Below are 24,009 nucleotides of genomic sequence, written 5' to 3' on the forward strand. Positions count from 1 at the left end.
GCGATAGCCGGAGCGGCCCAATGCTCTCGACGAATCATCCGCGGCAGGGTTTGGGTCTGGCCGTCGGAGGCGGCGGGCGCTATCCGGCCAGCCCTTGGCAATAAGCGCGCGTGACCGGGTGCGACGGCGTCGTGAAGATGTGTTCGGTTCCCCCGCTCTCGACGACGCAACCGCAGCCGTCCTCGACCCAGCAGACCGACACCGAATCGGCCAGGCGCCTTGCCTGGGCGAGGTTGTGGGTGACCATCAGCATCGTGAACCGGCCCTTGAGCTCGCGGATCAGCGCTTCGACCGACGCGGTCGCGATCGGATCCAGCGCGCTGCACGGCTCGTCGAGGAGCAGCACGTCGGGGGCAAGGATGAGCGCGCGAGCGATGCACAGCCGCTGCTGCTGACCGCCCGAGAGCGTCAGCGCGGAACGGTCGAGACGCCCGGCGACCTCTGTCCACAGGCCGACGTCGCGCAGCGCGCGTTCGACCATCTGCTCGCGCCGCTCCCGCCGTGCGATGCCGTGCTCGCGCAGCGGAAAATGCAGGTTGTCCGCGATCGACAGCGGGAATGGGTTGGGCTGCTGGAACACCATGCCGACCCGGCGGCGCAGCTGCGGCAGGGAAACCTGTGCGTCCAGCACCGAGTCGCCGCCGACGCGGATGTCGCCGGTGATCGTGCACTCCGACAGCAAGTCGGTCATGCGGTTGATCGCCGCGAGCAGACTGCTCTTGCCGCAGCCGCTCGGCCCGACCAAGGCCATCAGCTCCCCGGAGGCAACGCGCAGGCTCGCATGGCGCACCGCCCAATGGCGACCATAGCGGATGGAGACGTCATCCAGTTCCAGCGTCGGCGGCAAGACGCGATCTTCGGTCATCGTGACACTCCTGCGGAAAGCCGGCCGAGCGCAGCGGCGAGGCCCTGAATCACGAGCCCCAGCGCGAGCAGCACCAGCGCGGACGCCGCCGCGTTGGCACCGCCGCCCGATACGTTCATCGCCAAGTCATAGATATGCACGGCCAGCGTGCGACCCGAGTCGAGCCAGCTTTCGGGCCAGCGCGTGACGTAGCCCGCGGTAAACAGCAGGACGGCCGTTTCCGCGAGCGCCCGGCCCGACGCGAGCACGATGCCGAGCGCGATGCCGGGAGCGGCCACCGGCAGCAGGATGCGGCGCACGAAGCCCCAGCGCGACACGGCGAGCGCGGCGGCCGCGCGGCGATAGCCGATCGGGCATTGGCGCAGGGCCTGCTCGGCGGCGCGGATGAAGAGCGGCAGCACCATGCAGGCGAGTGTCAGCCCCCCGGACAGGATCGAGAAGCCCAGCCCCAGTTCGACCGCGAAGAACCGGTTGCCGAAGAGCCCGAAGACGATCGACGGCACGCCACCCAGCACGTCCAGAACGAGGTCGAGACTCTGCCCGATGCGGCTGCCGGGGCGCACCTGCTCGACGAGGAACAGCGCGCAGCCGAGCCCGAGCGGCAGCGCGACACCGAGGCACACCGCCAGCACCCACAGCGTCGACACGAAGACCGAGCCGATGCCCCCTGCCCGACCGGCGTCCGTCGGCGCATCGAGCAGGAAGTCGAGCGACAACCCCGGCAGCCCGTCGACGAGCAGCTCCCCCAGCAAGAGTCCCGGCACGAGCATGGTTGCGACGGCCACCGCTCCCATCCAGCGCGCATGGAAGCGGTCGGCCCGCCGTACGTGGTCACCGGACTCAGGTCGCATCACGCCCCTCCGGCGAAACGTGGTGCGCGAGATGACGCGCGGCGAGCATCAGCGCGGTGACGAGCACCAGCAGCAGCCAGCCGCTCGCGAACAGGGCGGTCTGGTGCGCCCCGGTCGCGTAGGCCATCTCCAGTGCGATATTCGCGGTGAGGGTGCGGATCGGCGTCGTGAGCGAATCGGGCAATTGCACGACATTGCCGGCGACCATCAGCACCGCCATCGTCTCGCCGAGCGCCCGCCCGAGCTGCAGCAGCACCGCCGGCAGCAGCTGCGGCGCGGCCGCCGGCAACAGAATCCGGCGCACGGTGCCGCTCACCGATGCGCCGAGCGCCATCGCCGCGGCGAGGTGCCGGCGGCGCGCCTCCTCGAGCGCGAGGTCGGCCTGCAGCACGAGGATCGGCAGGATCATCAGCGCGAGAATCAGTGCCCCGGCCAGGAGGCTCGCGCCGGGCGGCGCCCAGCGGTTGAGCCATGGCACCAGCGCGACCAGCCCCCAGAAACCGTACACCACCGAGGGCACGCTCGCGAGCAGGCCCATCATCCCACGGTAGAACGCGCCGACAGCACGCGGCGCAAAGAAGCGCCCCCACACCGCGAGCACGATCCCCGGCGGCACCGCGATCAGGAGCGCCAGCGCACTCACCGCCACCGAACCGACGAGCATCGCCAGCAGGCCGTAGGCACCTGCCGACGGAAGCCACCGGAGCTGCCACAGACCGGCATCGGCAAACAGCAGCGATGCACTGGCCGCCGTCAGATAGACGAGGATCAGCGCGAGGATGGTCGCAACGACGCCGGCGCTCAGCGCGAGCGCGCGATACAGCGTCCGGTCAGCGGCCAGCGACGGGAACGAAATACTGGCCGGTGACAAGATCGTGCACCTCGGCGGAGCGCGCGAACGCGACGAATTCTCGCGCGATGCCACTGAGTTCGCCGCGATGGACGAGGTTCAGCGGACGAGACAGCGGGAAGCGTCCGGCCGCGACGTTGGCGGTCGAAGCCTCCACGCCGTCGAGCGGCAGCACGCGGATCGGCGTACCGCGGCTCGCCTCGTATTCGGCCGTGCCGATCGACACGTAGCCGATCGCCTGCGGGTTGCCCGCCACGGTCTTGATGCCCTGCTGGTTGTCGCCGATCACGACGTCCGCGCGGATCGCACCGGCGTCGAGCTTGAAATGGTCGAGGAACAATTCGAGCGTCGACCGCCCCTCGGCCTTGTTCACCACCGTGATCGGCGCGTCGGCGCCGCCTACCGCGTGCCAGCTGCGCACCCGCCCCGTGTAGATCGCGACGATCTGCTCGCGCGTGAGCGCCGCGACCGGATTGTCGCGATGCACGATCATCGCGATGCCGTCATGCGCGATCGTGTCGGCGGCGAGATCGCCTTCGTCCGCCTTCGGCGCGCGCGACACCATGCCGATGTCCGCGAGGCCCTGGCGCACGTCGGCGATGCCCCGCGAGGAGCCGCCGGCCTGCACGTCGATCTTGACGCCCGGATGGCTGGCCTCGAAGCGCTGGGCGAGCACCGACGTGAGCGGCGCGATGGTGCTCGATCCGGTCACGACCAGATGCTCGCCCGCCCCGCGCGAGCACCCCGTGGCGAACAGCACGCCAAGCAGCGACAGCGCGGCAATGACGAATTGCCACGTACGCATCATGGCCCGGCGCCTCAGCAGCACGCGCCGGCCGCGCCCGGCTGCGTGTCGCGGTCGAAGGGCATCGCACTGCCGCAGCCCTCGAACAGGCCATAGTGCTGATCGAAGCTGCCGATGAATTCGAAATGCTCTCGAAAGCGCGTCTCCTGCAGCATGCGCCAGGTGTTGCCGCACACCGGAAAGACGCGATCCGCCTCGATGTCGTGGTGCTTGTCGAGCCGGAAACGCTGCGCCATCGCCGGCACGCTGCCGCGGTAGATCACCGCCTGGCCGTAGTCCTCACATTGCGGCTCGAGGCCGTCGAGCTTGAAGAGCCGGTAGGTCGCCGAGTGGAAGCCGATGCCCGCTGCGCGTTCGGCCAGCGCCGGGTCCGTGATCGCAATTGGGCGGTCCTCGACGAGGCGCGGATCGGCGAAACCATGACGCTTCGCCAGCGCCAGGAAGTCCGCCCAGTACAATGCGCCGCCGAGGCATTCGCCGTAGAGCAGCGGATCGTTGCGCACCTGCGCCGGCACACGCCGGTCCGCGTAGATGTCGGAGAAGTAGAACTCGCCGCCGGGCTTCAGCAAGCGGAAGACCTCGTGCAGCACCGCGTCCTTGTCCGGTGAAAGATTGACGACGCAGTTCGACACGACGACGTCGAAGCTCGCGTCCGCGAGACCCAGCTCGTCCAGGTGCTCGATGTAGCCGAGGCGGAACTCGACGTTGTCGCGTGCGAAGCCGAAAACCTCGCGATGCCAGGCCTGGTGGCGGCGGGCGACCTCGAGCTGCTCCTCGGTCATGTCGACGCCGACGACCTGTCCCCGCTCGCCGACGAGTTGCGACAGCACATACGCGTCGCGCCCCGAGCCGCTGCCGAGGTCGAGCACGCGGCAGCCTTCGAGCAGCGGCGGGCACACGAGGCCGCAGCCGTAATAGCGCGACAGCACCTCGGCATGCACTTTCGCCAGCAGCGGCTTGAGCCACGCGGGCATCTGGCTTGCGTCGCAGCAGGCCGTGGTGCGCAGGTCGTCGCTCGTCTGCAGCTGATTGCCGTAGTAGTCCTTCACCACTTCATGCATGTAATGCTCTCCCCGTATTGATCGGTTGAGTTTGCTTGGCTTGATTCGTCGCGGCCGACCGTCACGCGGCGCAGCCGGGCGCTTCGGCGCGCGCCTCGGCCAGCGCTCCACCGCAGCTCGACCCCTGCCCCGCCGTGCAGCCGTAACAGTGGTCGGCGACGCGGATCGCGCGGCCCGCGAGCGTCTCGGCGGACGCGTCGCGAATGTGCAGGCGCGGATGGGCGCCGTCGCCGATCGGCATGTCGAGCTGCTGGTTGAAGTCGCAGTCGTAGAGGTAGCCCTGCCAGTCGACGCTCACGAGGCTGCGGCACATCACCGCCGCGAGATTGTCCGGACGATGCGCAGCGCGAAGCGTCTTCATGTAGTCGTCGAACTGGCCCGTCGACACGAGGGTGCTGCCGAAGCGCTTGATCGGCATGTTCGCGAGCGTGAAGAGCCGGTTGAAGCGAATGCCGAACTCCGCGCCGAGATGTTGCCGGTAGGCCTGTTCGAGCGCTTCCTGGGGCGGCGGCAGCATCGGCCCCTGCGGGTTGTAGACCAGGTTCAGGGTGAGCCCGCTGCCCTCCTCACCGTATCCGAGCGCGTTGAGTCGCTGCAGGCCGCGGATGCTCGCCCCGAACACGCCCTTGCCGCGCTGCTTGTCGACGTTGTCCTCGAGATAGCACGGCAACGAGGCGACGACATCCACCCCCTGTTCGGCGAGGAAGCGTGCCAGGTCCTCGTATCCGGGTTCCTCGAGGATCGTCAGGTTGCAGCGGTCCAGCACGTGCAGGCCGCGCGCGCGCGCCGCGCCCACCAGGCGGCGGAAGTTCGCGTTCATCTCCGGGGCGCCGCCCGTGAGGTCCAGCGTCGAGATCGTCGGGCTTGCGTCGATGAAGTCGATCACCGCATTCGCGGTATCGGCGGCCATTTCCTCGCGGCGCGCCGGCCCCGCATTGACGTGGCAATGCACGCAGCTCTGGTTGCAGCGGTAGCCGAGATTCACCTGCAGCGTCTCGACCGTTCCGCGGCGAATCCGGGGAAAGTCGGTGACGGCGAGCAGTGGAAAGGTGGGATGCATCGAGAGGTTCCTTGAGTGCAGTTTTCTTCGTCGTTATCCAATAGTCGGACGAGCCGCGAGATCCTTACACAAATTCGGGGCTCTTCGCGGGCCTGGCCGAGCCAACAACGGTTTCATCGACCTGTACCGGCGCGGCAGCGAGGATGCGGAACGCGGTATTCGCGCCTATTATTACAAGTGTTATAACGGCTCGCGAGGTTCGCCATGCATGTGCTCAAACTGACCCAGATCGGCAATTCGGTGGGGCTCGTGCTACCGAAGGAAATGCTCGCGCGGCTCAAGCTCGAAAAGGGCGACACCGTTTTCGTCACCGAAAGCCCCGACGGCTACACGATCACGCCCTACGATCCGACCCTTGCCGAGCAACTGGACGCAGGCCGCGAGTTCATGCGCGAATTCCGCGACACCTTCCACGAACTGGCCAAGTGAGCGCGTGTGCGCGATGGCTCGCTGGCGCTGGATCGACAAACGCGCGCTGATCCTGCTGCACGATGAAAGTCTCGCCGAGCACGGCGGGGCTTCCGGGATGCGTGACGAGGGCTTGCTCGATTCCGCGCTGGCCCGCCCGCTCAACCTCACCGCCTACGGCGAACCCAACTTCGCGGCATTGGCCGCGTCGTACGGCGTGGGCGTGGCGAAGAATCATCCGTTTGTCGATGGCAACAAGCGCGCGGCCTTCCTCTGTGTCGGCCTGTTCCTGTATCTGAACGGTTATCGCCTGCGCGCGACGCAGGCCGAGGCGACCGTCGCCATGCTCGCGGTCGCCTCCGGCGAACTCGATGAAGCGGCCTTCGCCGAGTGGCTGCGGCGCCATACCGGCTCGCGCTGACTCCTCGACGATATCAGCCCGGCCCCGAGGAAGACTTGCCCCGGCTTGTCGGAATTTCGCGGCGCTCCGCTTCGATCTCGGCACCGCGGGTTGCGCCCGTCCGCCTTCCTCCATGCACGCGCACTCACGGGGCGCGCGGTCGCCACCGCGTCACCCGGTCATTGCCGAAGCCGGCCGCGAAGACGCTGCCGTCGTCGGCGACCGCGATAGCGATCGGGTGTTCGAACTCGCCGTCGCCGTTTCCCTTCTCGCCGAAGGCCGTGAGAAAGTCGCCGTCGGCAGCGAATTTCTGGATGCGGTGATTGTAGAAGTCCGCGACGAACACCTGCCCGGCCCGGCTGACGGCGACTCCGGTGACGGTCGCGAATGCCGGCGGTGCAATTCGTTGTAAGGATTCAGCGTCGTGCTCCGACTAAGCAGCGAGGGCAATATGACGTGAGCCCCGTGGCAAGGCCCTCACTTCAATTCACTCGACATAAAGGAGCTCCGATGAAAACACTATCCCGCAAGACCGTATCCCTCGGGCTGGTTGCCCTTGTCTCCGCCGCACTGGCACTGCCGGTGGCTGCCGCCGGCGGCGCGGCGAACCCTTGTGCGGCCAACCCGTGCGCGGCGAAGACGATGAACCCGTGCGCGGCCAAGAACCCCTGCGCCGCGAAGAATCCCTGCGCCGCGAAGAAGAAGGCCGCCAATCCGTGCGAGGCCAAGAACCCTTGCGCGGCGAAGAATCCGTGCGCGGCGAAGGCCGCCAACCCCTGCGCGGCCAAGTAATAATCGGCCATGGTGATCGGCCACGGGGTCATCGGGTGGGTGGTTCTGGGACTGACGCTCACACTCGCCGCCTGCGGCCCCGATCCGCGCTCGCCACCCTCGCCTGCGGCGGCTCCACCGGTCGATAATCAGTCGTTTCTCGAACGGCACTGGCAGCGTCCGCTCGCGCCCCAGGGTGCGGCGCCCGCGGCTTTCAGTCCGCTGGAGGCCTCCCTCGACCCCGCCGCGTGCGGACAATGCCACACACCCCAGTTCGAGGACTGGCAGACGACACTGCACAGCAAGGCGATGGGCCCGGGGCTGGTGGGCCAGTTGCAGGAGATGGACGCCGACGCCGTCGACGACCATCAGGCGTGCCTGCGTTGTCATGCGCCGCTCGCCGAGCAGGAAGCCGACCTGCAGCAAACGTTGGCGGCATCCGGGGCCGCACCCGCGCGCCCCGACGGCGCCGCCTTCACTCACGGCCTCACCTGCGCCGGCTGCCACGTGCGCGAGCACGGCCGCTTCGGGCCAGCGCGCCGCGACGGCAGCGGGCCGGCGACCGGGGACAAAATGCCCCACGACGGCTGGCAGGTCGCCGCGGCCTTCGCAGACTCGCGCTTCTGCGCCGCCTGCCACCAGTTCGAGCCCGACGGCTACAGCCTCAACGGCAAGCTGCTCGAGAACACGTATGAGGAGTGGCGGACGAGCCGCTACGGCCGCGACAACCAAACCTGCCAGTCCTGCCACATGCCCGACCGGCGCCATCTGTGGCGCGGCATCCATGATCCGGAAATGGTGAGGGCGGGGCTCGCGATCGAATTCCCGGCGCCTTCGACCGCCGCGGGCCGGGTAACGGCCGAACTCACTATTACCAGCCGCGGCGTCGGCCATGCCTTCCCGACCTACGTCACGCCGCAGGTCATCGTCGAGATCGGCCAGGCCGGCCGCGACGGCGCCCTGCTCCCCGAGACGGTCGAGCGCCACCTTATCGCCCGCGACGTGAGCCTGGACCTTTCCGAGGAGCGCTCCGACACCCGCATCCTGCCCGACGAGGCGCGTCGCTACGGCTACGACCGCCCGCGTGCGGCCAGAGCGGCCGCCCTCGTCGCGCGCATCCGGGTCGAGCCCGACGCCTTCTACGCCGAGTTCTACCGCGCGACGCTGCGGGACACGGGCTTCACCAAGGGGCGCGCGGCCATCGGCGAGGCCCTGCGGCAGGCCGAACGCTCGGGCTATGTGCTGTACGAGTCGCAGCAGGATCTGAGCGCCGCCGCGTCCTCGCGACGCTAGGGGTGTCGCCGACGCGCCGATCCTCCGCCGACGGTCGCGCCGAGCACGCGATCTCGCAAGTCCGGTCTGCCCTCACCACCACGCGGCGACGAGTCTTCCGATCATGTCCTGTACGAAGTCGTGCAGGTGTACAAGGTCACGGACGTCGAGCCCGCCGGCGACCACGAGCAGCGGCACCGGCGCGGTCGCGACCACCACCGTCAGCACGAACCAGTGCCACGCGAACTGCCGGCTCGCACCGCACAGCAGAGCGATGCCCCCGCCGCCGCCGAGCACCGAATTGCCCGGCAGGTTGAAGGCGACCGCAAGGGTCAGGTAGCGATAGGCGAGGAGCCGCGCGACCACCCTCACCCATCGCCCCGCGCCCGCGCTCCCGCCGGCCACCAAGCGACGCACCGCCGCGTCGAGCGGCTCGTCGGGGACGGCGACTCCGACGCGTTGCAGGAGGCGCACGAAGATGCGCGCCGGGATCAGGCGGCCCGCGGCGAACGCGAGGCCCAGCCCCGCGATCGTGGCCGCGTAGACCGCCATCGCCCCGGGAGCGCCGAACAACATGATGATCATCAGGCCGATCTCGACGCCGGGCACGAAGGGCAGCGCCAGCGCCAACATGTAGGCGAGCATCGCGAGGACGATCGCGACCGGCCCCATCGCCTCGCGCAGCGTGGCCAGCATCGTCTCAAGCACGCCGTACTCGAGGCGCGAGAGACAATCGCTCAGCACGACGAGGGCGACCCACAACCCCAGCGCAGTGGTCGCGCGCAGGCCGGGCTTGCGGCCCAGCGGCAGGCTGCGGATGGCAGCGTACGCGAGGGCGGTAAACACCACGGTCTCCACCGCGAAGCGGGTCGCCACCGTTGCGGGCAGCCCGACGGGCCCGAAATCGACCGTATTGATCAGGCGCAAGACGACGGCGAAGACCACCGCCCAGGCCGCGATCATCGCTCCGACCCACAGCCGGAAGAGGCGCGGATGCTGGCGCGCGAGCGGGAGCCGGTGCGGCAGAGGCTGTGGCGGCAAGGTGCTCAAGGCTGCTCCCTCGTTCGATGATCGGCCCGAAGCCGCATTCGTCGCGAAATCGTACGCCGCCCGGCGGATCGACGCATCGGGCGGTCCGCGCGTTTCATCGTGACCAGTGGACGAAGCTGTAGGAGGCCCAGGTCGTCCGGTCCATGTCAGGATCGCGATGACGGGTGTCGGCGACGAAGGCGCCGGCGGGAATCTCCGCCACCGCCGGCAGCCACGGTTCGCCCGCTGTGGCGATCATCGCGCCGCCGACGGCGACGAGGACGGCCATTGCGGTCAAGCACCTAGCCCGCATGCGTCGACGCCGGATCGGGCGGGCTTTTCGACTCGGCCTCGCCGGACCGCGTCCCGGTTCGGCAAAAGCCCTGAGGCGCGACGGCGAGCGCCGCGTTGAACTTGCTCGACATGTTCTGGAAGGCGACGAGCGCCGTCAGCTCGATGATTTCGTCATCGCTGAAATGGGATCTCAGCCGCGCCATGAGCGCGTCGTCGACGCCGGCGTCGCTGCGCGTCATCGCCTCGGCATAGGCAAGCGCCGCCTTCTGGCGGGTATCGAAAAGGGGCGATTGCTCGAAGTTCGCGAGCGCGGCAAGCTGCTCTTCGCTCACGCCGCGCTTGAGGCCGGTCGCCGAATTGATATCCACACAGAAGGCGCACCAGTTGATCTGCGACACCCGCACCGTGAGGAGCGAGCGCAGCGCGGGCTCGATCGGCGAGCGCCGGCGGTCGAGCGCCCCGTAGAGCAGCGACAGCGCGGCAAAGACCTTCGGCGTGCGCGCCCACAGGCGCGCCGGCTCGAGCTCGCGCCCGTAGCGGCGGCGCTGGTTGGCGAACACCAGGCGCGCGTACCAGGGAAAGCGGTGCCGGGGGTCGGTCGGGATGCGGGAGCTGGGTTTCATTGTCGGGTCACAGTGGGTTCGAAAAGCATATTGGTCGGGTCGGACGGCCATCGGGGCGTCGGCGCGGACGATATCCACGCCGTCATCTCCTTTGCCACGTTGCGCGGAGTCACGCGATACCTATCCGGCACAGCACGAGAGCTCCGCGACGTCCTTCGTGAATGCCTGCGCCGCGAGCTTCAGGCCCTCGACCATCGTCAGGTAAGGAAACAGCTGGTCGGCAAGATCCTCGACCGTCATCCGGTGGCGGATCGCCAGCGCCGCGCTCTGGATCAGCTCGCCCGCCTCGGGCGCGACGGCCTGGACGCCGATCAGGCAGCCCGATTCGGCGTCGGCGACGAGCTTGATGAAGCCCCGGGTATCGAAGTTGACCAGCGCGCGCGGCACCTGATCAAGGGCGAGCACGCGGCTCTCGGACTCGATGCCGCATTCGCGCGCGGCGGCCTCGGTGAGCCCCACCGTCGCGACCTGAGGGTCCGTGAACACTACCGCCGGCATGGTGCTCAAGTCGAGCGCCGCCTTGCCGCCCGTCATGTTGATCGCCGCGCGCGTGCCGGCGGCAGCCGCAACATAGACGAATTGCGGTTGGTCGGTGCAGTCGCCGGCCGCGAAGACGTAAGGCGAGGTCGTGCGCATCGACCGGTCGACGACGATCGCGCCGCGCGCGTCGACGGCGACCTCGGCGGCCTCGAGATTCAAGGCCGCGGTGTTCGGCGCGCGCCCGGTCGCGACGAGCAGCTTGTCCGCCTGCAGCGTGCCCTGCCCCGTCGTCAGGACAAACCCGCCCGCGCCATGGGCGACATGGCTCGCCTCGGTATGCTCGAGCACCTCGATGCCTTCGGCGCGGAAGGCCCTGGTGATGGCCTCGCCGATCGCGGGATCCTCGCGGTGAAACAGGGTGTGGCGTGCGAGGATCGTCACCTTGCAGCCCAGTCGCGCGAAGGCCTGCGCCAGTTCGACCGCGACGACGGACGAGCCGATCACGGCCAGCCGTCCGGGAAGTTCACGGCCCGCGAGCGCCTCGTCCGAGGTCCAGAACGGGGTGTCCTTGAGGCCCGCGATCGGCGGCAACTCCGGCCGCGCACCGGTCGCGACGAGGCAGCGGTCGAACGCGACGGTGCGCTCGGCCCCGTCCGCGAGGCGCACGGCGAGGCGGCGAGGCCCATCGAAGGCGGCCTCGCCGCGCAGCAGCGTGATGGCCGGATGATTGCCGAGAAGGTCTTCGTACTTCGCGCGACGCAGCGCATCGACACGCGCCTGCTGTTGCGCGAGAAGACGCTCGCGTCGGATCGCCGGCGCGGCCGCCGCGATGCCCGCGTCGAACGGACTCTCCCGCCGCAGGTGGGCAATGTGGGCCGCACGGATCAGGATCTTCGAAGGAATGCAGCCGACATTGACGCAGGTGCCGCCGATCACTCCGCATTCGATGAGCGTCACGGCCGCGCCGCGCTCGGCAGCCTTCAGTGCCGCCGCCGTCGCGGCACCGCCGCTGCCGATTATCGCGATGCGCTGCGGGCCGTCGGTCGTTTGCTGGGCACACGCTGCGGGCCAGTCACTCATTTGAAGCTCCCTTTTTCCAGTCCGGCCCGGGTTCGGTTTCAGGCTCGCAAAAGGCGCGCTCCCTCCGCTGCCGCCGCAGTGCATAGATCGTGAGACCGACGAACGCAATGAGCGCCGGTATCAGCACGTAATCGAGCCAGCCGACCCATGCAGAGAGTCCGACGGCCCCAAGGAGGATCACGAGAACCGGCGTCGCGCAGCACACCGCGGCGACTACCGAGCCGGTGATGCCGGTTCGCAGCAAGTTGCGGGTTTTCACGGCCTCAAACTCCTTCCGTTCCTGACGATCTTCGTGCATGACCAAGCTTACTTCCGTAGTCGACTACGGTGTCAAGCGGTTCGGAAAGGGCTGCGGCGCGCTCCTCATTTGCCCTCGTAGAGCGCGGTCTGCGGATGAAAAGCGAGCCAGGCGAACCAGAACGCGATCACGCTGGGCAGCTCGCGCCCGTCGGCGTCGAGCACCCGCCCGGTACGTGCCTCGGGATCGAACTCGACGCGGATCGCCTGGCCGCCGACGCGGTCCTCGACGGCACGCCGCCCGACCCGCGCCAGGGCCGAGAACGGGTAGGCCTTGTGCTCGCCGCCGAGCGCGAGGCCGATCACCTGTTCCTTCGGATGCAGGCGCTTGTCCTGCGTCGCGACGGGAAATATCAGGTCGGGGCTGTCGCGGTAGCCGGCGTAGGGGTCGCGCGCATAGTCGCGGCCGTAGCCGGTTTCCTCGGACAGGACTTCGGTCGCCGGATGGCGCGCGCGCCACTCGGCCCAGGTCGTGTGCGCGGTCGGCAGGAAGGTCAGGCGCTGCCCGCGCATCGGCCCGGTGACCGCCTGCGCCATGATCTGCGACCACAGCGACTCGGTCTGCCGGTCGTAGAGCAGCACATCGCTGTTGTAGAGCAGGCCCGAGACGCCGAACGAGAGATCACGCCCGGCGACGCGTGCCGCGAAGGCCATGCCGGTGCCGCACAGCGGGCAGAAGGTGACGACGATCGCCTCGTCGCCGAAGCGGTCGTTGACGACCTCGTGCCAGTTCAGGATCGCGATCGGATAGGCGCGCGCAGTCTTCCCGCGCACGACGCCGAGCACGCGGTCTTCGGGCTTGACGTGGCCGGCACGCGCCGCAGGCACGAAGCGCGGGCGGTCGATCGCCGGGATGCCGTTGCGCGGCGGGCCGCCCGGAAGAATCTCGTCGACCGGGACGGCAGCACCGTCGAGGCGGAAACCGTTGCGTTCGATCGCCCATCCCGACGCCGACACCGCGAGGGTGATCAGCGCGACGGCAAGATGCCGGAAATGCGCGTGCTTCATCGCTGCCTCCGTCCATTCATCCGATCCCCATCCTCCTGATTAGTCGTTGTGGCGCAGCTGTCCTTACATCGGATCGGCGTCCGGCGCGCGGGAAAGCGCAAAAAATGTGTCCCGGCCGTAAGGATCCGCCGCGGGACACGACGAATGCTCATGACCATCCGCGTCGGCGGACGGTTTGTCGTGCCAAAAAACTACTAGTGATGGAGGGATGTTTCCATGAACCACGCCGATACGTGTCGTACCGGTCGCACCGTCGCCGCGATGATCTCCGCCGGTCTCGTCAGCGCCGCGCTGGGCCTGCCGCTCGCGGCGTTCGCAGCCGGCAATCCTTGTGCAGCGGGAAGCCAGGCGACGCGCGCCGCGAATCCCTGCGCGGCAAATCCGTGCGCCGCAAAGAACCCGTGCGCCGCAAAGAACCCGTGCGCTGCGAAGAACCCGTGCGCCGCGAAGGCCATCCAGCGTCCGGCGGGGTACAAGCCTTACAAGGGCGATCGCGCCGAACTGGTCGCTGCCGGCAAGAAACTCTTCTCCGACAAGAGCCTGTCGACAAACAACTCGTCCTGTGCGACCTGCCACACCGACTACGCCGGCTACCAGGCGAGCTTCACCCAGCCCTACCCGCACAAGGTCGAAATGGCTCAGGGCACCTACGGCATGAAGCAGATCCATCTAGACGAGATGGTGCAGCTGTGCATCACGACACCGATGGCCGGCAAGGCGCTCGACTGGAAATCGAAGGATCTCGCGGCTCTGGTCGCCTACATGGAAGAGGAGCAGAAGGGCTACAAGGAACACGCGAAAAAGAATCCCTGCGCGGCAAAGAACCCGTGCGCCGCGAAGAATCCCTGTGCCGCGAAGAATCCATGCGCCGCGAAATGATGACCACCGCCACCGGCTCCGCGCCGGTGGCCGCCCCCTCCGCGGCCGAAGCGTCCGCCGACCCGCTCGCTCCGCCCGAGCTGTCCGGCTTCCTGCCGGCCCTCCGGGAACTCGACCTGCCGACCCGGCGCCGACTGCGCGACGCGGGCAGGGAGGTGCTCGAGTGCCGTCGCGTGCTCGCGAAGGTGGGCCTCAACGTCGTCGGCGAGGTGCTGCGCGATCAGGGCGAGTTCGTCGAGATGGCGCACTACCCGCGCGATGACGTGTTCGACGCCGACACGCACGCGCAGTACTACTACCACGCGCACCGGGGCGACGCCGAACACGGCCACTTCCATACCTTCCTGCGTGCCGGCGGCATGCCCGAGGGGGCGGCGCCGCTCGCGTTCCCGCAGGCGACCGAGCCCTGGCCCGCGGGCGACGACGCGATCAGCCACCTCGTTGCGATCTCGATGGATGCGTGGGGCGAGCCGATCGGCCTGTTCGCGTGCAACCGCTGGGTCACCGGCGAGAGCTGGTATCCGGCCGAGGACGTGATCCGCATGCTCGGGCGTTTCGACATCGACCACGCGTGGCCGTCGTGGCCGGCGAACCGGTGGCTGGGTGCGATGCTGCGCCTCTACCGGCCATGGATCGAAGGCCTGTTGCGGCATCGCGACGCCGTGATCGCGGCGCGCTGGGCTACACGCCCGGCCGAGGACGTGTTCGAGGACCGCGAGCTGGAGATCACCGGCTACGTGCCGGTGTCGGTCGAGCGGCTGGTCGCCGCGCTCGAGGACGCCGCTTAGCGCATCGCGTTCCGTAAGGCCGGCCGCCCCTGGCGCGACCAATGGGAGAGGAGACCGACATGAACCTGCGCAGCGCGATCGGAAAATTGCTGGGACCGGCGTCGTGCGGCGAACGCGACCACGAGCTGCTCGCCAGCCTGCTCGTGATGGCGTGGATGGTCGAGGCGCGCGACCCTTACACCGGCGGGCACCTGTGGCGCGTCTCGCGCTACGCCGAATTGCTCGCGTCGCACGCGCAGCTCGCCAGCGCGGAGGTCGCGCGCGTGGCCGTCGGCGGTTTTCTGCACGACCTCGGCAAGATCTGCCTTCCCGACGCGATCCTGAGAAAGCCCGGCGCGCTCGACGCCGGCGAGTTTGCGACGGTCCGCACCCATCCGGAAGTCGGGGTGAGGCTGCTCGCCGCCCATCCGTTCGCGCCGCTGGTGCGCCCGGCCGTGGCGCTGCATCACGAACGGCCCGACGGTCGCGGCTATCCGCTCGGGCTCGCCGACGCCGCGCTGCCGCTCGACGCCCGCATCGTCGCGATCTGCGACGCGTTCGACGCGATGACGAGCACCCGGCCGTACCGCACCGCGATGCCGATCGATGCGGCGCTCGACGTCGTCGCCGCCGGTCTGGGCGGGCAGTTCGACGCCGAGTTCGGTGCGCGCTTTCTGTCGCTCGCCGACACCGGGGCGCTCGAGCACATCGCCGGCCACAGCGATGCGGGCATCCCCTTGCAGACGTGCATGATGTGCGGCCCGACGCTCGTGCTCGCGCGCGCGAGCGCGCCAGGCGAGCTCGTGTACTGCCGTGCGTGCGGCGGCGAGTACCGCGTTACCGCCGACGCTTCCGGGCGCCTCGGCGTCGAGCCGACGGGCGGCCGCGGCGACGCCCACGCGTTGCAGCCGGAAGCGGACGTCGCGCTGATCGCGCGCGTCGTGCAATCGGCCGCCGCCCGCCTGCCGCTGCAGCAGATGCTCGAGAGCCTGCCCCAGGACGCCCCGATATGACGCGGGCGCCGGCGCTGCTTCGCGCCGCCTGCAGTCCCGGCATCGCCCGCGCGGCGCTGAAGGTCTCGCTCGTCGTCGGCGCCATGCTGAACCTCGTCAATCAGGGGCCTGCGATCTTTGCGGGCGAACGCGTCGACTGGCTGCGCAGCCTGCTGAATTTCCTCGTGCCCTACCTCGTGTCGAGCTACAGTGCCGCACTCGGCACCGTCAGAGCATGCAGGAGGAATGAACGATGAGCGACAGCGCGCACGAAGCCGGCGCAATTCTGTGGGACGACCCGTCGATCCTGGCGATCCGCCGCGACATGCTGCGCTTTGCGCAGCTGCAGCTGCGCGACGCGGGTGCGGCCGAAGACATGGTGCAGGAGGCGCTGATCGCGGCGATCAGCGGCGCCGCGAACTTTGCCGGGCGGGCCGCCTTCAAGACCTGGATGTTCGCGATCCTGCGCAACAAGATCGTCGATCACATCCGCCGCGCGTCGCGCGAGGTCTGTGGCTCGGACCTCGTCGCCGCCGTCGACGGCGATCTCGAGGATTTCGACGCGCTGTTCGACGCGCGCGGCTTCTGGAACCTGGAGGACCGCCCGGCGACCTGGGCCGATCCGGAAGCGTCGCTGTCGCAACAGGAGTTCTGGGCAGTGTTCGAGGCCTGCCTGAACGACCTGCCCGAGCAGATCGCCCGCGTCTACATGATGCGGGAGTTCCTGGAGCTGGAGACGGCCGAGATCTGCCGGCAGCTCGGCATCACGAGCAACAACTGCTGGGTGATCCTGCACCGCGCGCGCCTGGGCCTGCGCGAATGCCTCGAAAACCGCTGGTTCATGAAGGGGGCCATGTCATGATGAACTGCACGCAGGCGACGCGCCTGATGTCCGAGGCGCACGAGCGGGAGCTCACGTTGCGCGAGCGGCTCGCGCTGAAGTACCACCGCATGATGTGCATCGGCTGCACGAACTACGGCAAGCATTTGGGTTTCCTGCGCAAGGCGGCAAGGCGGCTGAGCGAGGGGCGCGCCGGCGACGGCTCCTGAGTCGCACGCCTGCCGTTTCGAGGGGCGGGCGATGGGATTCCTGTTCGACCGCGTCGGTCGCTGGCTCGGACGCGCTTTGAGCCACGCCGGTCATGTCCACAACGTCGCCCAGCCGACGCCGGCCGACGACCTCCCTGCCACTCTGCGCCCCCGGCGACGTGCTGCTGATCGAGGGGTCTTCGCGGATCAGCACGGCGATCAAGTACCTGACGCAATCGACGTGGTCGCACGCCGCGCTCTATGTCGGCGACGCGTTGACCGGCCGTGCGCCATCCGGCCACTGCTTCGTCGAAGCCGACGTTGTCGCCGGCGTGCGCAATGTCGGCATCGAGGCGTTCGCCGGGCTGCACAGCCGGATCTGCCGGCCGAGCGGGCTGACCGACGAGGACTGCCGCAGGGTCGTCGCCTATGCGGTCGAGCGGATCGGCCACCAATCGAACCACCTCTTCCACACCGAGCTCGACGAGAAATTCGCGCCACGCCGCTGGGTCGATCCGCGCTGAACGAGTATCCCGGCGCCCGGCGTCCCGCCGACCGTGGATTGACAGGCGGCGGAACGGGCGCGCCCGCAGACATCTGCTTCCTTTCTTCGAATGCGTGGGACGCCTATTCGGCGAAGGCTTTCGGCCTTCGTGTGCTGTGGTGCAATCGCTTCGGCCAAGCGGCGGAGCGCATCCCGGCCACGCCGGATGGCGAAATCGGCGATCTCTGCGTGCTACCCCCATGTCTCGGCCTCGACGGGGCCACCGTCTCGGGCCGATCGCCCTTGTAAGGGTTGGCGGCCCCGGCCGACTAATGATTACGAGAGCGCTCGCCCCCGCCATCCCCGCAGGAGGATTCGACCATGAAAACATACCCTAGCAGCTTGATCGCAGCCGCCATCAGTGCCGCGCTACTGGCGCCGACGACTGCAGGCGCCGCCGACTCGGCCACGTGGCTGCAGCGGCAGTTCAGTGCGGACCATCGGGATCCCGCCGCCCGGCCCGCCGTAGCGGCGGCGCGAGGCGCACGCGATCCGGACGGCGTCGGCCACGCCTATGCCGAAGCCTGGCTGCGGCGCCAATTCGCCGGTGATACGCTCGTCGTCGCGCGCGGCGACGGCGTCGCCGGCCGGACCGGACCGATCGACATCGATGGGTCGACCGCTCCGCTGTCGGACGCGTGGCTGCGCCACCAATTCACGACCGATCACCCCGGCCCGGAGCGCCTGGAGTGAGCGACGGATTGTCCACGTTACTCGATCCGTCCCCCTGAACAAACGGAACCGGACGCGCCGCGCCCGGTTCCGTCTTTCCATCTTCGGGAGACGTCATGCAGAGATTCCCAAACGCCAGGTTCCGCGCCGTCGTGATCGTGCTTGCCGCTCTGGCATCGCTGCTGGCACCGTTGGCCGGCGCTGCACCGACCAACGGGCTGCGCACGATCGCCACGTCGCATTCGTTCCCGGCGCTGCAGGAACGGCTCGAACGCGCGGTCGAAAAGCACGGCCTCGCGGTCGTCGCGGCCGCGAGCGCGAGCCGCGGCGCCGCCGCGCGCGGCGTCAAGATTCCGGGCAACTCGGTCGTGATGGTGTTCCGCAACGACTACGCGGTGCGGATGCTCGAAGCGAGCGTGCCGGCCGGCATCGAGGCGCCGCTGCGTTACTACGTGACGGAAAATGCCGATGGCACGGCGACGCTGTCGTGGCGCACGCCGACGAGCGTGTTCGGCCCCTACGGCAGCGAGCGGCTCGACGCGCTCGCGCGCGAGCTCGATCCGATCTTCGAAGCGATCGGCCATGACGCCAGCCAATGACGTCAGCCAATAACGCCGCGTCGGCCCCGGCCGCAGCGCGCCTCGGCGGAGCGCTCGCCTGGATCGCGCTCGCGGCGGCGGTCGGCGCCGCGGCGTATGCCGCAAGCGGGCCGCGCCACCTCGCGCTGTATGCGGTTGGAGTGGCGATCGGCGCGGTGCTGCTGCGCAGCGAGTTCGGCTTCACCGGCAGTCTGCGGCGCTTCGTCATCGACCGTGATCGGCGCGCGCTGCGCGCGCCGCTGGCGCTGCTCGGCCTGACGACGCTCGCCCTCGCGCCCGCACTTGCGCAGGGCGAACTGTTCGGCCAGCCGCTCGGCCCGGCCGCCGCGCCGGTCGCGCTGCAGGTCGCCGCCGGCGCGCTGCTCTTCGGCGTCGGCATGCAGCTGGCCGGCGGTTGCGGCTCCGGGACGCTCTTCAGCCTCGGCGGCGGCAACGGCCGCATGCTCGTCGTGATCGTCTTCTTCTGCGCCGGATCGTTCGTGGCGAGCCTGCATATGGGCTGGTGGGCGGCGCTGCCCGCGGCCGAGCCGATCGTGCTCGGCGAGCGCTTCGGCTGGCTGCCGAGCGCCGTGTTCCAACTGGGCGTCATCGGGGCGCTCTGGGTGTGGGCGGGCCGGCGGCAGCAACCTGCGGCGGATCACGAGAAGCATGGCATTTCACGCATGGGGCCGGCACTGGTCGCCCTGGCCTTGCTCAACCTTGCGACCCTGCTGCTCGCCGGCCATCCGTGGACGATCACGTGGGCCTACGCATTGTGGGGCGCCAAGGCGGCGACCTGGGTCGGTTGGGATCCGGCCGGCGCGGCGTTCTGGCAGGCCCCCTTCCAGTCCGCCGCGCTCGCGCGCGGGGTGCTCGACGACGTCACCTCCCTCATGGACATCGGGCTCGTGCTCGGGGCGGGCGGCGCCGCGCTCGCCGCGGGCCGCTGGACACTGCGCTTCGACCGGCGCCCAGGCACAATGCTCGCCGCGGTGCTCGGCGGGGTGCTGATGGGCTACGGCGCGCGCATCGGCTTCGGCTGCACCGTCGGCGCGCTGCTCTCGGGCGTGGCCTCGACCAGCGTTCACGGCTGGCTGTGGCTCGCCGCGGTGCTGCCCGGCACCTGGCTCGGCGGCAGGCTCCGACCCCGGTTCGGGCTTTGACGCGCACCCGTGCAGTGGTGCGCGTGTCGCAATGCGCGGCGCGCTGCCGCGAACGCCAAGGAGATGACGATGAATTCCCGATCTGCCCTGTTCCTCGCGCTGCTGGCCACGCCTCCCGGCGCAGCCTGCGCAGCCCCACAAGTCATCGAGTTGACCCAGGTCGCATGCCAGTTCCTCGAAAGCGAAAATGGCACGAACCGCGGTTTCCGGAGCCGCAAATCGGCCGATTGCGAGGCCATCAATGCGCGCACCGGCGCGCAGCGTCTGGCCGAGGCGAAGGTGCTCCGACTCAAGCCCGGCGCGTATATCTTCCGTGTCAGCAATCGCAACGTGCCCTACGAACTCGGCTTCTGGCTACGCGGTGACGGCCTGGTCGCCCGGGCGCGGCTACCCAGCGTGTCGGGGGGCGGCCTGACCGAGGGCAAGACGCAGGACTACGCGATCGCGCTCGAGCCCGGCGAGTACGTATATTCCTGCCCGCTCAATCCGACGCCGGACTACAAGCTCGTCGTCGCCGAGTAACGCCCGCGTTTCAAGCCGTCTGCGATCGCAGCCGCCGACACGCCGCCGGCGGCGGCTGCACGCCTGGTTCAAGCGGGCCCGACCGAACCGGCTGCCGGCCGGCAGAACGCAGACCTTTCGCCCCGACTGTAAGTTCATGGCCGCCACCGACGACCAAGCACTGCGCACGTTTGCGCCGCCCTTCATCCGACCGGGTTCAAACAATGAAAACCAGCCGACTCGCCCTCCTCGCCGCCATCGTCCTCGCGATCGCGCTGTTCTTCCTGTTCGATCTCGACCACTATTTCAACCTCGACGTCTTCAAGAGCCAGCAGGCCGCGATCGAGGCCTGGCGGGAAGCGCGGCCGGTAGCTGCGGCGCTCGGCTTCTTCGCGCTGTACGTCGCCGTCACCGGCCTGTCGCTGCCCGGCGCCGCGGTCATGACGCTCGTCGCCGGCGCGATCTTCGGCCTGGGCTGGGGCACGCTGATCGTCTCCTTCGCCTCGACGATCGGCGCGACGCTGGCTTTCCTCGTCTCGCGCTTCGTGCTGCGCGACATGGTGCAATCGCGCTTCGGCGACCGCCTTGCGGCAATCAACGCCGGCGTCGCGAAGGACGGCGGCTTCTATCTCTTCACGCTGCGTCTCGTGCCGGCCTTCCCCTTCTTCGTCATCAATCTCCTGATGGGCCTGACGCCGATCCGCACGTGGACCTTCTACTGGGTCAGCCAGGTCGGCATGCTCGCCGGCACCCTCGTGTATGTGAACGCCGGCACGCGGCTCGCGCAGATCGACTCGCTGGCCGGCATCCTGTCGCCGGGGCTGCTCGCCTCGTTCGCGCTGCTGGGCGTGTTCCCGCTCGTCGCGCGCAAGCTCGTCGAGGCGGCCCGCGCGCGCAAGGTCTACGCCGGCTGGAAGCGCCCGTCCCACTTCGACCGCAACCTCGTCGTGATCGGCGCCGGCGCGGCCGGGCTCGTCAGCAGCTACATCGCCGCCGCGGTGAAGGCGAAGGTGACGCTGGTCGAAAAGCACAAGATGGGCGGCGACTGCCTCAATACCGGCTGCGTGCCGTCGAAGGCGCTGATCCGCTCGGCGAAGCTGCTGTCGCACATCCGCCGCGCGAAGGAATTCGGCATTCGCGACGCGCGGGCGGATTTCGACTTCGCCGACGTGATGGAGCGCGTGCATGCGATTATCCGCACCGTCGAGCCGCACGACTCAGTCGAGCGCTACACCGGCCTCGGCGTCGAGGTGATCGAGGGTCGGGCGAAGATCGTCTCGCCGTGGGAGGTCGACATCGCGCGCAACGACGGCGGGCAGCAGCGGCTCACGACACGCAGCATCATCATCGCGGCCGGCGCGCGCCCCGCCGTGCCGCCGATTCCGGGCATCGAGGACGTCGGCTACTACACTTCGGACACGATCTGGAACCTGCGCGAATTGCCGCGGCGGCTCCTCGTGCTCGGCGGCGGGCCGATCGGTTCGGAGCTCGCGCAGACCTTCGCGCGCTTCGGTGCCGCGGTGACGATGGTCCTGCGCGGCGAGCGCATCATGCCGCGCGAGGACGCGGAAGTTTCCGAGCTCGTCATGCAGCGCTTTCACGCCGAGGGCATCGACCTGCGGACCGGGCACAAGATGCGGCACTTCGTCGTCGAGGACGGCGAGAAGATCCTCGTCGCTGAGCACGACGGCCACGAAGTCCGCATCCCCTTCGACGTGCTGCTGGTCGCGGTCGGCCGCGCCGCGAAGCTCAAGGGCTACGGCCTGGAGGAGCTCGGCATCCCGACCGGGCAGACGGTCGAGGTCAACGAGTTCCTGCAGACGATCTATCCGAACATCTACGCCGCGGGCGACGTCGCCGGCCCGTATCAATTCACGCACACCGCGGCCCATCAGGCCTGGTATGCGTCGGTGAACGCCCTGTTCGCGCCGTTCAAGAAATTCCGCGCCGACTACTCGGCCGTGCCATGGTCGACCTTCGTCGATCCCGAGGTCGCCCGCGTCGGCCTCAACGAGCAGGAGGCCCGCGAACGCAACATCCCGCTTGAAGTCACGCGCTTCGACATCGCGGATCTGGACCGCGCGATCGCCGACGGCGAGGCGCACGGCTTCGTGAAAGTCCTCACCGTGCCCGGCAAGGACCGGATCCTCGGCGTGACGATCGTCGGCGAGCACGCCGGCGACCTGCTCGCCGAATACGTGATCGCGATGCGGCACGGCCTCGGACTCAACAAGATCCTCGGCACGATCCACATCTACCCGACGCTTGCCGAGGCCAACAAGTACGCCGCCGGCGAATGGAAACGGGCGCACGCGCCGCGGAAGCTGCTCGAATGGGTCGGGCGCTTCCACGCTTGGCGGCGCGGCAAACCTGCCCCGGCCGAACCGATCGAGCCCAAGGTCGGCGCCTTGCGCGACGCTCCGACCTCGTCGCGGAGCTGATCCGATGCACAAGCTTCGACTATTCGCGGCCGGCCCCGCGCCGAGGAGCTGATCGCCGAACTCCTCGGTCGGTAGCCGTTTCGAGAAACCGCTCCCTCGACCGGCGCGAATTCAGCGCGTAGCGTCCTGATCAGCGCACGAGATGAAGAAAAAAAGGGTGTCCCAATCCACAGGGAGAGGAAGGTTGGAATTCCGGAAACGACCGGGGGACACCCTTGCGAAAACACGCGATCGGGCCGCCGATGACACGTCCTCGAACTGACGTGCGGCGCGGTCCCCGCTCACCGCAGCATCAGGAGCCCGCTCAGGATCAGCGCGGCGAGGAACACGGTATTGACCGCGAGCATCGCCACCGGCCGCCAGCCGAGCGCGGCGAGCTGCTGGAACGAGGTCTTCACGCCGAGCGCCGCGATCGCCACGACCAGGCACCAGCGCGACAGGCCGGAGGCGGCGTCGGTGACCGGCTGCGGGATCAGCCCGAGGCTGTTGACCGCGACCAGCACCGCGAAGCCGACGAGAAAGCCCGGCAGCACCGGCGGCTTCTTGCCGGCCGGCGCGCCGTTACGAAACAGCAGCGACACCACCGCCACCACCGGCAGCAGCATCGCGACGCGGAAGAGCTTGACGAAGGTCGCCCCGTCGCCGACCTCGGGCGAGATGAGATACCCTGCCGCGACGACCTGCGCGACGTCGTGGATCGTGCCGCCGAGAAACACCGCCGCGGCGTTCGCGTCGAGCCCGAAGAGCTTCACGAGCGAGGGATAGACGACCATCGCGACCGTCGACAGCGCCGTGACGCCGACCACCGTGAACAAGGTGAAGCGCTGGTTCTCGTCGCTCTTCGGCAGCACCGCCGAGATCGCCAGCGCGGCCGACGCGCCGCAGATCGCCACCGCGCCGCCGGTGAGAATCCCTTCGGTGCCGGGCCGGCCGAGCAGGCGCCCGACGAGGGCACCGAACAGGATCGTCGCGACGACGCCGCCGGCGACCATCGCGATCGACCCGGCGCCCAGACCCGCAAGCTGCTCCGCGGTGATGCGCGCCCCGAGCAGTGCGACGCCGAAACGCAGCACATGGCGCGACGCGAACTCGATGCCGTCGCGGATCTTCTCGCCGTTCGCGGCGAAGTTGAACGCCATGCCGAAGAACAGCGCATACAGCAGCTGCGGGCCGCCCTGGTGCTCGGCGACGAAGCTCGCCGCCAGCGCGATCGTGATCGCGGTCAGCACGCCGGGCCACAGCCGCACCCAGACCGGAATGTTCAACATTGCCAATGCTCGCATTGCATA

Annotated in this window: 30 protein-coding genes; 16 read left to right on the forward strand and 14 right to left on the reverse strand. The window is 69.0% G+C overall.

What is annotated here, in order from left to right:
• Positions 1-79: 79 nt before the first annotated feature.
• From pbN1_RS00955 to arsS, 6 genes are all read right to left on the reverse strand, one after another.
• A complete protein-coding gene (locus tag pbN1_RS00955) occupies positions 80-865 on the reverse strand; it encodes a phosphate ABC transporter ATP-binding protein (RefSeq protein WP_169202719.1) in 786 nt (261 codons plus the stop codon).
• Positions 862-1,716: a phosphate ABC transporter permease PstA gene (gene pstA, locus pbN1_RS00960; protein ID WP_169202718.1), complete on the reverse strand. Its 855-nt coding sequence runs from the start codon at positions 1,714-1,716 to the stop codon at positions 862-864. The genes pbN1_RS00955 and pstA overlap by 4 nt, the downstream gene beginning before the upstream one ends.
• Positions 1,706-2,587: a PstC family ABC transporter permease gene (locus tag pbN1_RS00965; protein WP_210147624.1), complete on the reverse strand. Its 882-nt coding sequence runs from the start codon at positions 2,585-2,587 to the stop codon at positions 1,706-1,708. The genes pstA and pbN1_RS00965 overlap by 11 nt, the downstream gene beginning before the upstream one ends.
• Positions 2,547-3,374, reverse strand: coding sequence for a phosphate ABC transporter substrate-binding protein (locus pbN1_RS00970; RefSeq protein ID WP_169202717.1), 828 nt, complete (start codon positions 3,372-3,374; stop codon positions 2,547-2,549). The genes pbN1_RS00965 and pbN1_RS00970 overlap by 41 nt, the downstream gene beginning before the upstream one ends.
• 11 nt (positions 3,375-3,385) lie before the next feature.
• Positions 3,386-4,432 (reverse strand): methyltransferase domain-containing protein, encoded by a 1,047-nt coding sequence (locus pbN1_RS00975; protein ID WP_169202716.1) that lies wholly within the window; start codon positions 4,430-4,432, stop codon positions 3,386-3,388.
• Between the two features lie 61 nt (positions 4,433-4,493).
• A complete protein-coding gene (gene arsS, locus pbN1_RS00980) occupies positions 4,494-5,492 on the reverse strand; it encodes an arsenosugar biosynthesis radical SAM (seleno)protein ArsS (protein WP_169202715.1) in 999 nt (332 codons plus the stop codon).
• A gap of 204 nt (positions 5,493-5,696) precedes the next feature.
• On the opposite strand from arsS, the gene pbN1_RS00985 reads away from it, so the two are divergent.
• Together pbN1_RS00985 and pbN1_RS00990 are read left to right on the forward strand one after the other, a co-directional pair.
• Positions 5,697-5,921: an AbrB/MazE/SpoVT family DNA-binding domain-containing protein gene (locus tag pbN1_RS00985; protein ID WP_169202714.1), complete on the forward strand. Its 225-nt coding sequence runs from the start codon at positions 5,697-5,699 to the stop codon at positions 5,919-5,921.
• A gap of 13 nt (positions 5,922-5,934) precedes the next feature.
• Positions 5,935-6,321 (forward strand): type II toxin-antitoxin system death-on-curing family toxin, encoded by a 387-nt coding sequence (locus pbN1_RS00990; protein WP_169202713.1) that lies wholly within the window; start codon positions 5,935-5,937, stop codon positions 6,319-6,321.
• A 124-nt stretch (positions 6,322-6,445) separates the two neighbouring features.
• Here pbN1_RS00990 and pbN1_RS00995 read toward each other — a convergent pair whose 3' ends face one another.
• Complete coding sequence (locus pbN1_RS00995; protein ID WP_169202739.1) at positions 6,446-6,703, reverse strand: NHL repeat-containing protein; 258 nt, start codon at positions 6,701-6,703, stop codon at positions 6,446-6,448.
• 107 nt (positions 6,704-6,810) lie between these two features.
• Between pbN1_RS00995 and pbN1_RS01000 the strand changes: the two genes are divergently transcribed.
• Together pbN1_RS01000 and pbN1_RS01005 are read left to right on the forward strand one after the other, a co-directional pair.
• Complete coding sequence (locus pbN1_RS01000; RefSeq protein WP_169202712.1) at positions 6,811-7,092, forward strand: hypothetical protein; 282 nt, start codon at positions 6,811-6,813, stop codon at positions 7,090-7,092.
• Between the two features lie 39 nt (positions 7,093-7,131).
• Positions 7,132-8,364, forward strand: coding sequence for a multiheme c-type cytochrome (locus tag pbN1_RS01005; RefSeq protein WP_169202711.1), 1,233 nt, complete (start codon positions 7,132-7,134; stop codon positions 8,362-8,364).
• Between the two features lie 72 nt (positions 8,365-8,436).
• On the opposite strand, the gene pbN1_RS01010 is transcribed toward pbN1_RS01005, so the two are convergent.
• The 6 genes from pbN1_RS01010 to pbN1_RS01035 form a co-directional block, all read right to left on the reverse strand.
• Complete coding sequence (locus tag pbN1_RS01010) at positions 8,437-9,393, reverse strand: hypothetical protein (protein ID WP_169202710.1); 957 nt, start codon at positions 9,391-9,393, stop codon at positions 8,437-8,439.
• A 94-nt stretch (positions 9,394-9,487) separates the two neighbouring features.
• Positions 9,488-9,661, reverse strand: a complete 174-nt coding sequence (locus pbN1_RS01015) for a hypothetical protein (RefSeq protein ID WP_169202709.1) — start codon at positions 9,659-9,661, stop codon at positions 9,488-9,490.
• Positions 9,662-9,674: 13 nt separating this feature from the next.
• Complete coding sequence (locus pbN1_RS01020) at positions 9,675-10,289, reverse strand: carboxymuconolactone decarboxylase family protein (RefSeq protein WP_169202708.1); 615 nt, start codon at positions 10,287-10,289, stop codon at positions 9,675-9,677.
• A gap of 120 nt (positions 10,290-10,409) precedes the next feature.
• Entirely contained in the window at positions 10,410-11,849 is a 1,440-nt protein-coding gene (merA, locus tag pbN1_RS01025; protein ID WP_425305745.1) for a mercury(II) reductase, read from the reverse strand.
• Complete coding sequence (merF, locus tag pbN1_RS01030) at positions 11,842-12,147, reverse strand: mercury resistance system transport protein MerF (RefSeq protein WP_169202738.1); 306 nt, start codon at positions 12,145-12,147, stop codon at positions 11,842-11,844. Before merF ends, merA begins: the two co-directional genes overlap by 8 nt.
• A 65-nt stretch (positions 12,148-12,212) precedes the next feature.
• Entirely contained in the window at positions 12,213-13,154 is a 942-nt protein-coding gene (locus pbN1_RS01035; RefSeq protein ID WP_169202706.1) for a DUF3179 domain-containing protein, read from the reverse strand.
• 216 nt (positions 13,155-13,370) lie between these two features.
• On the opposite strand from pbN1_RS01035, the gene pbN1_RS01040 reads away from it, so the two are divergent.
• From pbN1_RS01040 to pbN1_RS01095, 12 genes are all read left to right on the forward strand, one after another.
• Entirely contained in the window at positions 13,371-14,033 is a 663-nt protein-coding gene (locus pbN1_RS01040; RefSeq protein WP_169202705.1) for a cytochrome c peroxidase, read from the forward strand.
• The gene (locus pbN1_RS01045) at positions 14,018-14,821 is read left to right on the forward strand and encodes a DUF6969 family protein (RefSeq protein WP_244857088.1); all 804 of its coding nucleotides are present in this window, start codon (positions 14,018-14,020) and stop codon (positions 14,819-14,821) included. Before pbN1_RS01040 ends, pbN1_RS01045 begins: the two co-directional genes overlap by 16 nt.
• A gap of 59 nt (positions 14,822-14,880) precedes the next feature.
• Positions 14,881-15,813 carry an HD domain-containing phosphohydrolase gene (locus pbN1_RS01050; protein WP_169202704.1) on the forward strand — a complete coding sequence of 311 codons (933 nt, stop codon included), beginning with the start codon at positions 14,881-14,883 and terminating at the stop codon, positions 15,811-15,813.
• The gene (gene nrtS / locus pbN1_RS01055; RefSeq protein ID WP_169202703.1) at positions 15,810-16,049 is read left to right on the forward strand and encodes a nitrate/nitrite transporter NrtS; all 240 of its coding nucleotides are present in this window, start codon (positions 15,810-15,812) and stop codon (positions 16,047-16,049) included. Before pbN1_RS01050 ends, nrtS begins: the two co-directional genes overlap by 4 nt.
• The gene (locus pbN1_RS01060; RefSeq protein ID WP_169202702.1) at positions 16,046-16,654 is read left to right on the forward strand and encodes a sigma-70 family RNA polymerase sigma factor; all 609 of its coding nucleotides are present in this window, start codon (positions 16,046-16,048) and stop codon (positions 16,652-16,654) included. Before nrtS ends, pbN1_RS01060 begins: the two co-directional genes overlap by 4 nt.
• The gene (locus pbN1_RS01065) at positions 16,651-16,842 is read left to right on the forward strand and encodes an anti-sigma factor family protein (RefSeq protein WP_169202701.1); all 192 of its coding nucleotides are present in this window, start codon (positions 16,651-16,653) and stop codon (positions 16,840-16,842) included. Before pbN1_RS01060 ends, pbN1_RS01065 begins: the two co-directional genes overlap by 4 nt.
• Before the next feature lie 92 nt (positions 16,843-16,934).
• Positions 16,935-17,345, forward strand: a complete 411-nt coding sequence (locus pbN1_RS01070; RefSeq protein WP_210147626.1) for a YiiX/YebB-like N1pC/P60 family cysteine hydrolase — start codon at positions 16,935-16,937, stop codon at positions 17,343-17,345.
• A gap of 341 nt (positions 17,346-17,686) precedes the next feature.
• Positions 17,687-18,058, forward strand: a complete 372-nt coding sequence (locus pbN1_RS01075; RefSeq protein WP_169202700.1) for a hypothetical protein — start codon at positions 17,687-17,689, stop codon at positions 18,056-18,058.
• A gap of 95 nt (positions 18,059-18,153) precedes the next feature.
• The gene (locus pbN1_RS01080) at positions 18,154-18,636 is read left to right on the forward strand and encodes a DUF302 domain-containing protein (protein ID WP_169202699.1); all 483 of its coding nucleotides are present in this window, start codon (positions 18,154-18,156) and stop codon (positions 18,634-18,636) included.
• A complete protein-coding gene (locus pbN1_RS01085) occupies positions 18,633-19,778 on the forward strand; it encodes a YeeE/YedE family protein (protein WP_169202698.1) in 1,146 nt (381 codons plus the stop codon). The genes pbN1_RS01080 and pbN1_RS01085 overlap by 4 nt, the downstream gene beginning before the upstream one ends.
• 69 nt (positions 19,779-19,847) lie before the next feature.
• Positions 19,848-20,300, forward strand: coding sequence for a hypothetical protein (locus pbN1_RS01090; protein WP_169202697.1), 453 nt, complete (start codon positions 19,848-19,850; stop codon positions 20,298-20,300).
• Positions 20,301-20,503: 203 nt separating this feature from the next.
• Entirely contained in the window at positions 20,504-22,720 is a 2,217-nt protein-coding gene (locus pbN1_RS01095) for an FAD-dependent oxidoreductase (protein ID WP_244857090.1), read from the forward strand.
• A 281-nt stretch (positions 22,721-23,001) separates the two neighbouring features.
• Here pbN1_RS01095 and pbN1_RS01100 read toward each other — a convergent pair whose 3' ends face one another.
• The gene (locus tag pbN1_RS01100) at positions 23,002-24,003 is read right to left on the reverse strand and encodes a YeiH family protein (RefSeq protein WP_169202696.1); all 1,002 of its coding nucleotides are present in this window, start codon (positions 24,001-24,003) and stop codon (positions 23,002-23,004) included.
• Between the last annotated feature and the right edge of the window lie 6 nt (positions 24,004-24,009).

Origin of the sequence: Aromatoleum bremense, from assembly GCF_017894365.1 — a bacterium.
GTDB classification, from domain to species: Bacteria; Pseudomonadota; Gammaproteobacteria; order Burkholderiales; family Rhodocyclaceae; genus Aromatoleum; species Aromatoleum bremense.

Excerpts from the sequence above, each read along its gene's own strand:
- pbN1_RS00955 (WP_169202719.1), bottom strand. The coding sequence starts at position 865 with ATGACCGAAGATCGCGTCTTGCCGCCGACGCTGGAACTGGATGACGTC.
- pstA (WP_169202718.1), bottom strand. The coding sequence starts at position 1,716 with ATGCGACCTGAGTCCGGTGACCACGTACGGCGGGCCGACCGCTTCCAT.
- pbN1_RS00970 (WP_169202717.1), bottom strand. The coding sequence starts at position 3,374 with ATGATGCGTACGTGGCAATTCGTCATTGCCGCGCTGTCGCTGCTTGGC.
- pbN1_RS00975 (WP_169202716.1), bottom strand. The coding sequence starts at position 4,432 with ATGCATGAAGTGGTGAAGGACTACTACGGCAATCAGCTGCAGACGAGC.
- arsS (WP_169202715.1), bottom strand. The coding sequence starts at position 5,492 with ATGCATCCCACCTTTCCACTGCTCGCCGTCACCGACTTTCCCCGGATT.
- pbN1_RS00985 (WP_169202714.1), top strand. The coding sequence starts at position 5,697 with ATGCATGTGCTCAAACTGACCCAGATCGGCAATTCGGTGGGGCTCGTG.
- pbN1_RS00990 (WP_169202713.1), top strand. The coding sequence starts at position 5,935 with ATGGCTCGCTGGCGCTGGATCGACAAACGCGCGCTGATCCTGCTGCAC.
- pbN1_RS01000 (WP_169202712.1), top strand. The coding sequence starts at position 6,811 with ATGAAAACACTATCCCGCAAGACCGTATCCCTCGGGCTGGTTGCCCTT.
- pbN1_RS01015 (WP_169202709.1), bottom strand. The coding sequence starts at position 9,661 with ATGGCCGTCCTCGTCGCCGTCGGCGGCGCGATGATCGCCACAGCGGGC.
- pbN1_RS01020 (WP_169202708.1), bottom strand. The coding sequence starts at position 10,289 with ATGAAACCCAGCTCCCGCATCCCGACCGACCCCCGGCACCGCTTTCCC.
- merA (WP_425305745.1), bottom strand. The coding sequence starts at position 11,849 with ATGAGTGACTGGCCCGCAGCGTGTGCCCAGCAAACGACCGACGGCCCG.
- merF (WP_169202738.1), bottom strand. The coding sequence starts at position 12,147 with ATGCACGAAGATCGTCAGGAACGGAAGGAGTTTGAGGCCGTGAAAACC.
- pbN1_RS01035 (WP_169202706.1), bottom strand. The coding sequence starts at position 13,154 with ATGAAGCACGCGCATTTCCGGCATCTTGCCGTCGCGCTGATCACCCTC.
- pbN1_RS01040 (WP_169202705.1), top strand. The coding sequence starts at position 13,371 with ATGAACCACGCCGATACGTGTCGTACCGGTCGCACCGTCGCCGCGATG.
- pbN1_RS01045 (WP_244857088.1), top strand. The coding sequence starts at position 14,018 with ATGCGCCGCGAAATGATGACCACCGCCACCGGCTCCGCGCCGGTGGCC.
- pbN1_RS01050 (WP_169202704.1), top strand. The coding sequence starts at position 14,881 with ATGAACCTGCGCAGCGCGATCGGAAAATTGCTGGGACCGGCGTCGTGC.
- nrtS (WP_169202703.1), top strand. The coding sequence starts at position 15,810 with ATGACGCGGGCGCCGGCGCTGCTTCGCGCCGCCTGCAGTCCCGGCATC.
- pbN1_RS01060 (WP_169202702.1), top strand. The coding sequence starts at position 16,046 with ATGAGCGACAGCGCGCACGAAGCCGGCGCAATTCTGTGGGACGACCCG.
- pbN1_RS01065 (WP_169202701.1), top strand. The coding sequence starts at position 16,651 with ATGATGAACTGCACGCAGGCGACGCGCCTGATGTCCGAGGCGCACGAG.
- pbN1_RS01070 (WP_210147626.1), top strand. The coding sequence starts at position 16,935 with ATGTCCACAACGTCGCCCAGCCGACGCCGGCCGACGACCTCCCTGCCA.
- pbN1_RS01075 (WP_169202700.1), top strand. The coding sequence starts at position 17,687 with ATGAAAACATACCCTAGCAGCTTGATCGCAGCCGCCATCAGTGCCGCG.
- pbN1_RS01080 (WP_169202699.1), top strand. The coding sequence starts at position 18,154 with ATGCAGAGATTCCCAAACGCCAGGTTCCGCGCCGTCGTGATCGTGCTT.
- pbN1_RS01085 (WP_169202698.1), top strand. The coding sequence starts at position 18,633 with ATGACGTCAGCCAATAACGCCGCGTCGGCCCCGGCCGCAGCGCGCCTC.
- pbN1_RS01090 (WP_169202697.1), top strand. The coding sequence starts at position 19,848 with ATGAATTCCCGATCTGCCCTGTTCCTCGCGCTGCTGGCCACGCCTCCC.
- pbN1_RS01095 (WP_244857090.1), top strand. The coding sequence starts at position 20,504 with ATGAAAACCAGCCGACTCGCCCTCCTCGCCGCCATCGTCCTCGCGATC.
- pbN1_RS01100 (WP_169202696.1), bottom strand. The coding sequence starts at position 24,003 with ATGCGAGCATTGGCAATGTTGAACATTCCGGTCTGGGTGCGGCTGTGG.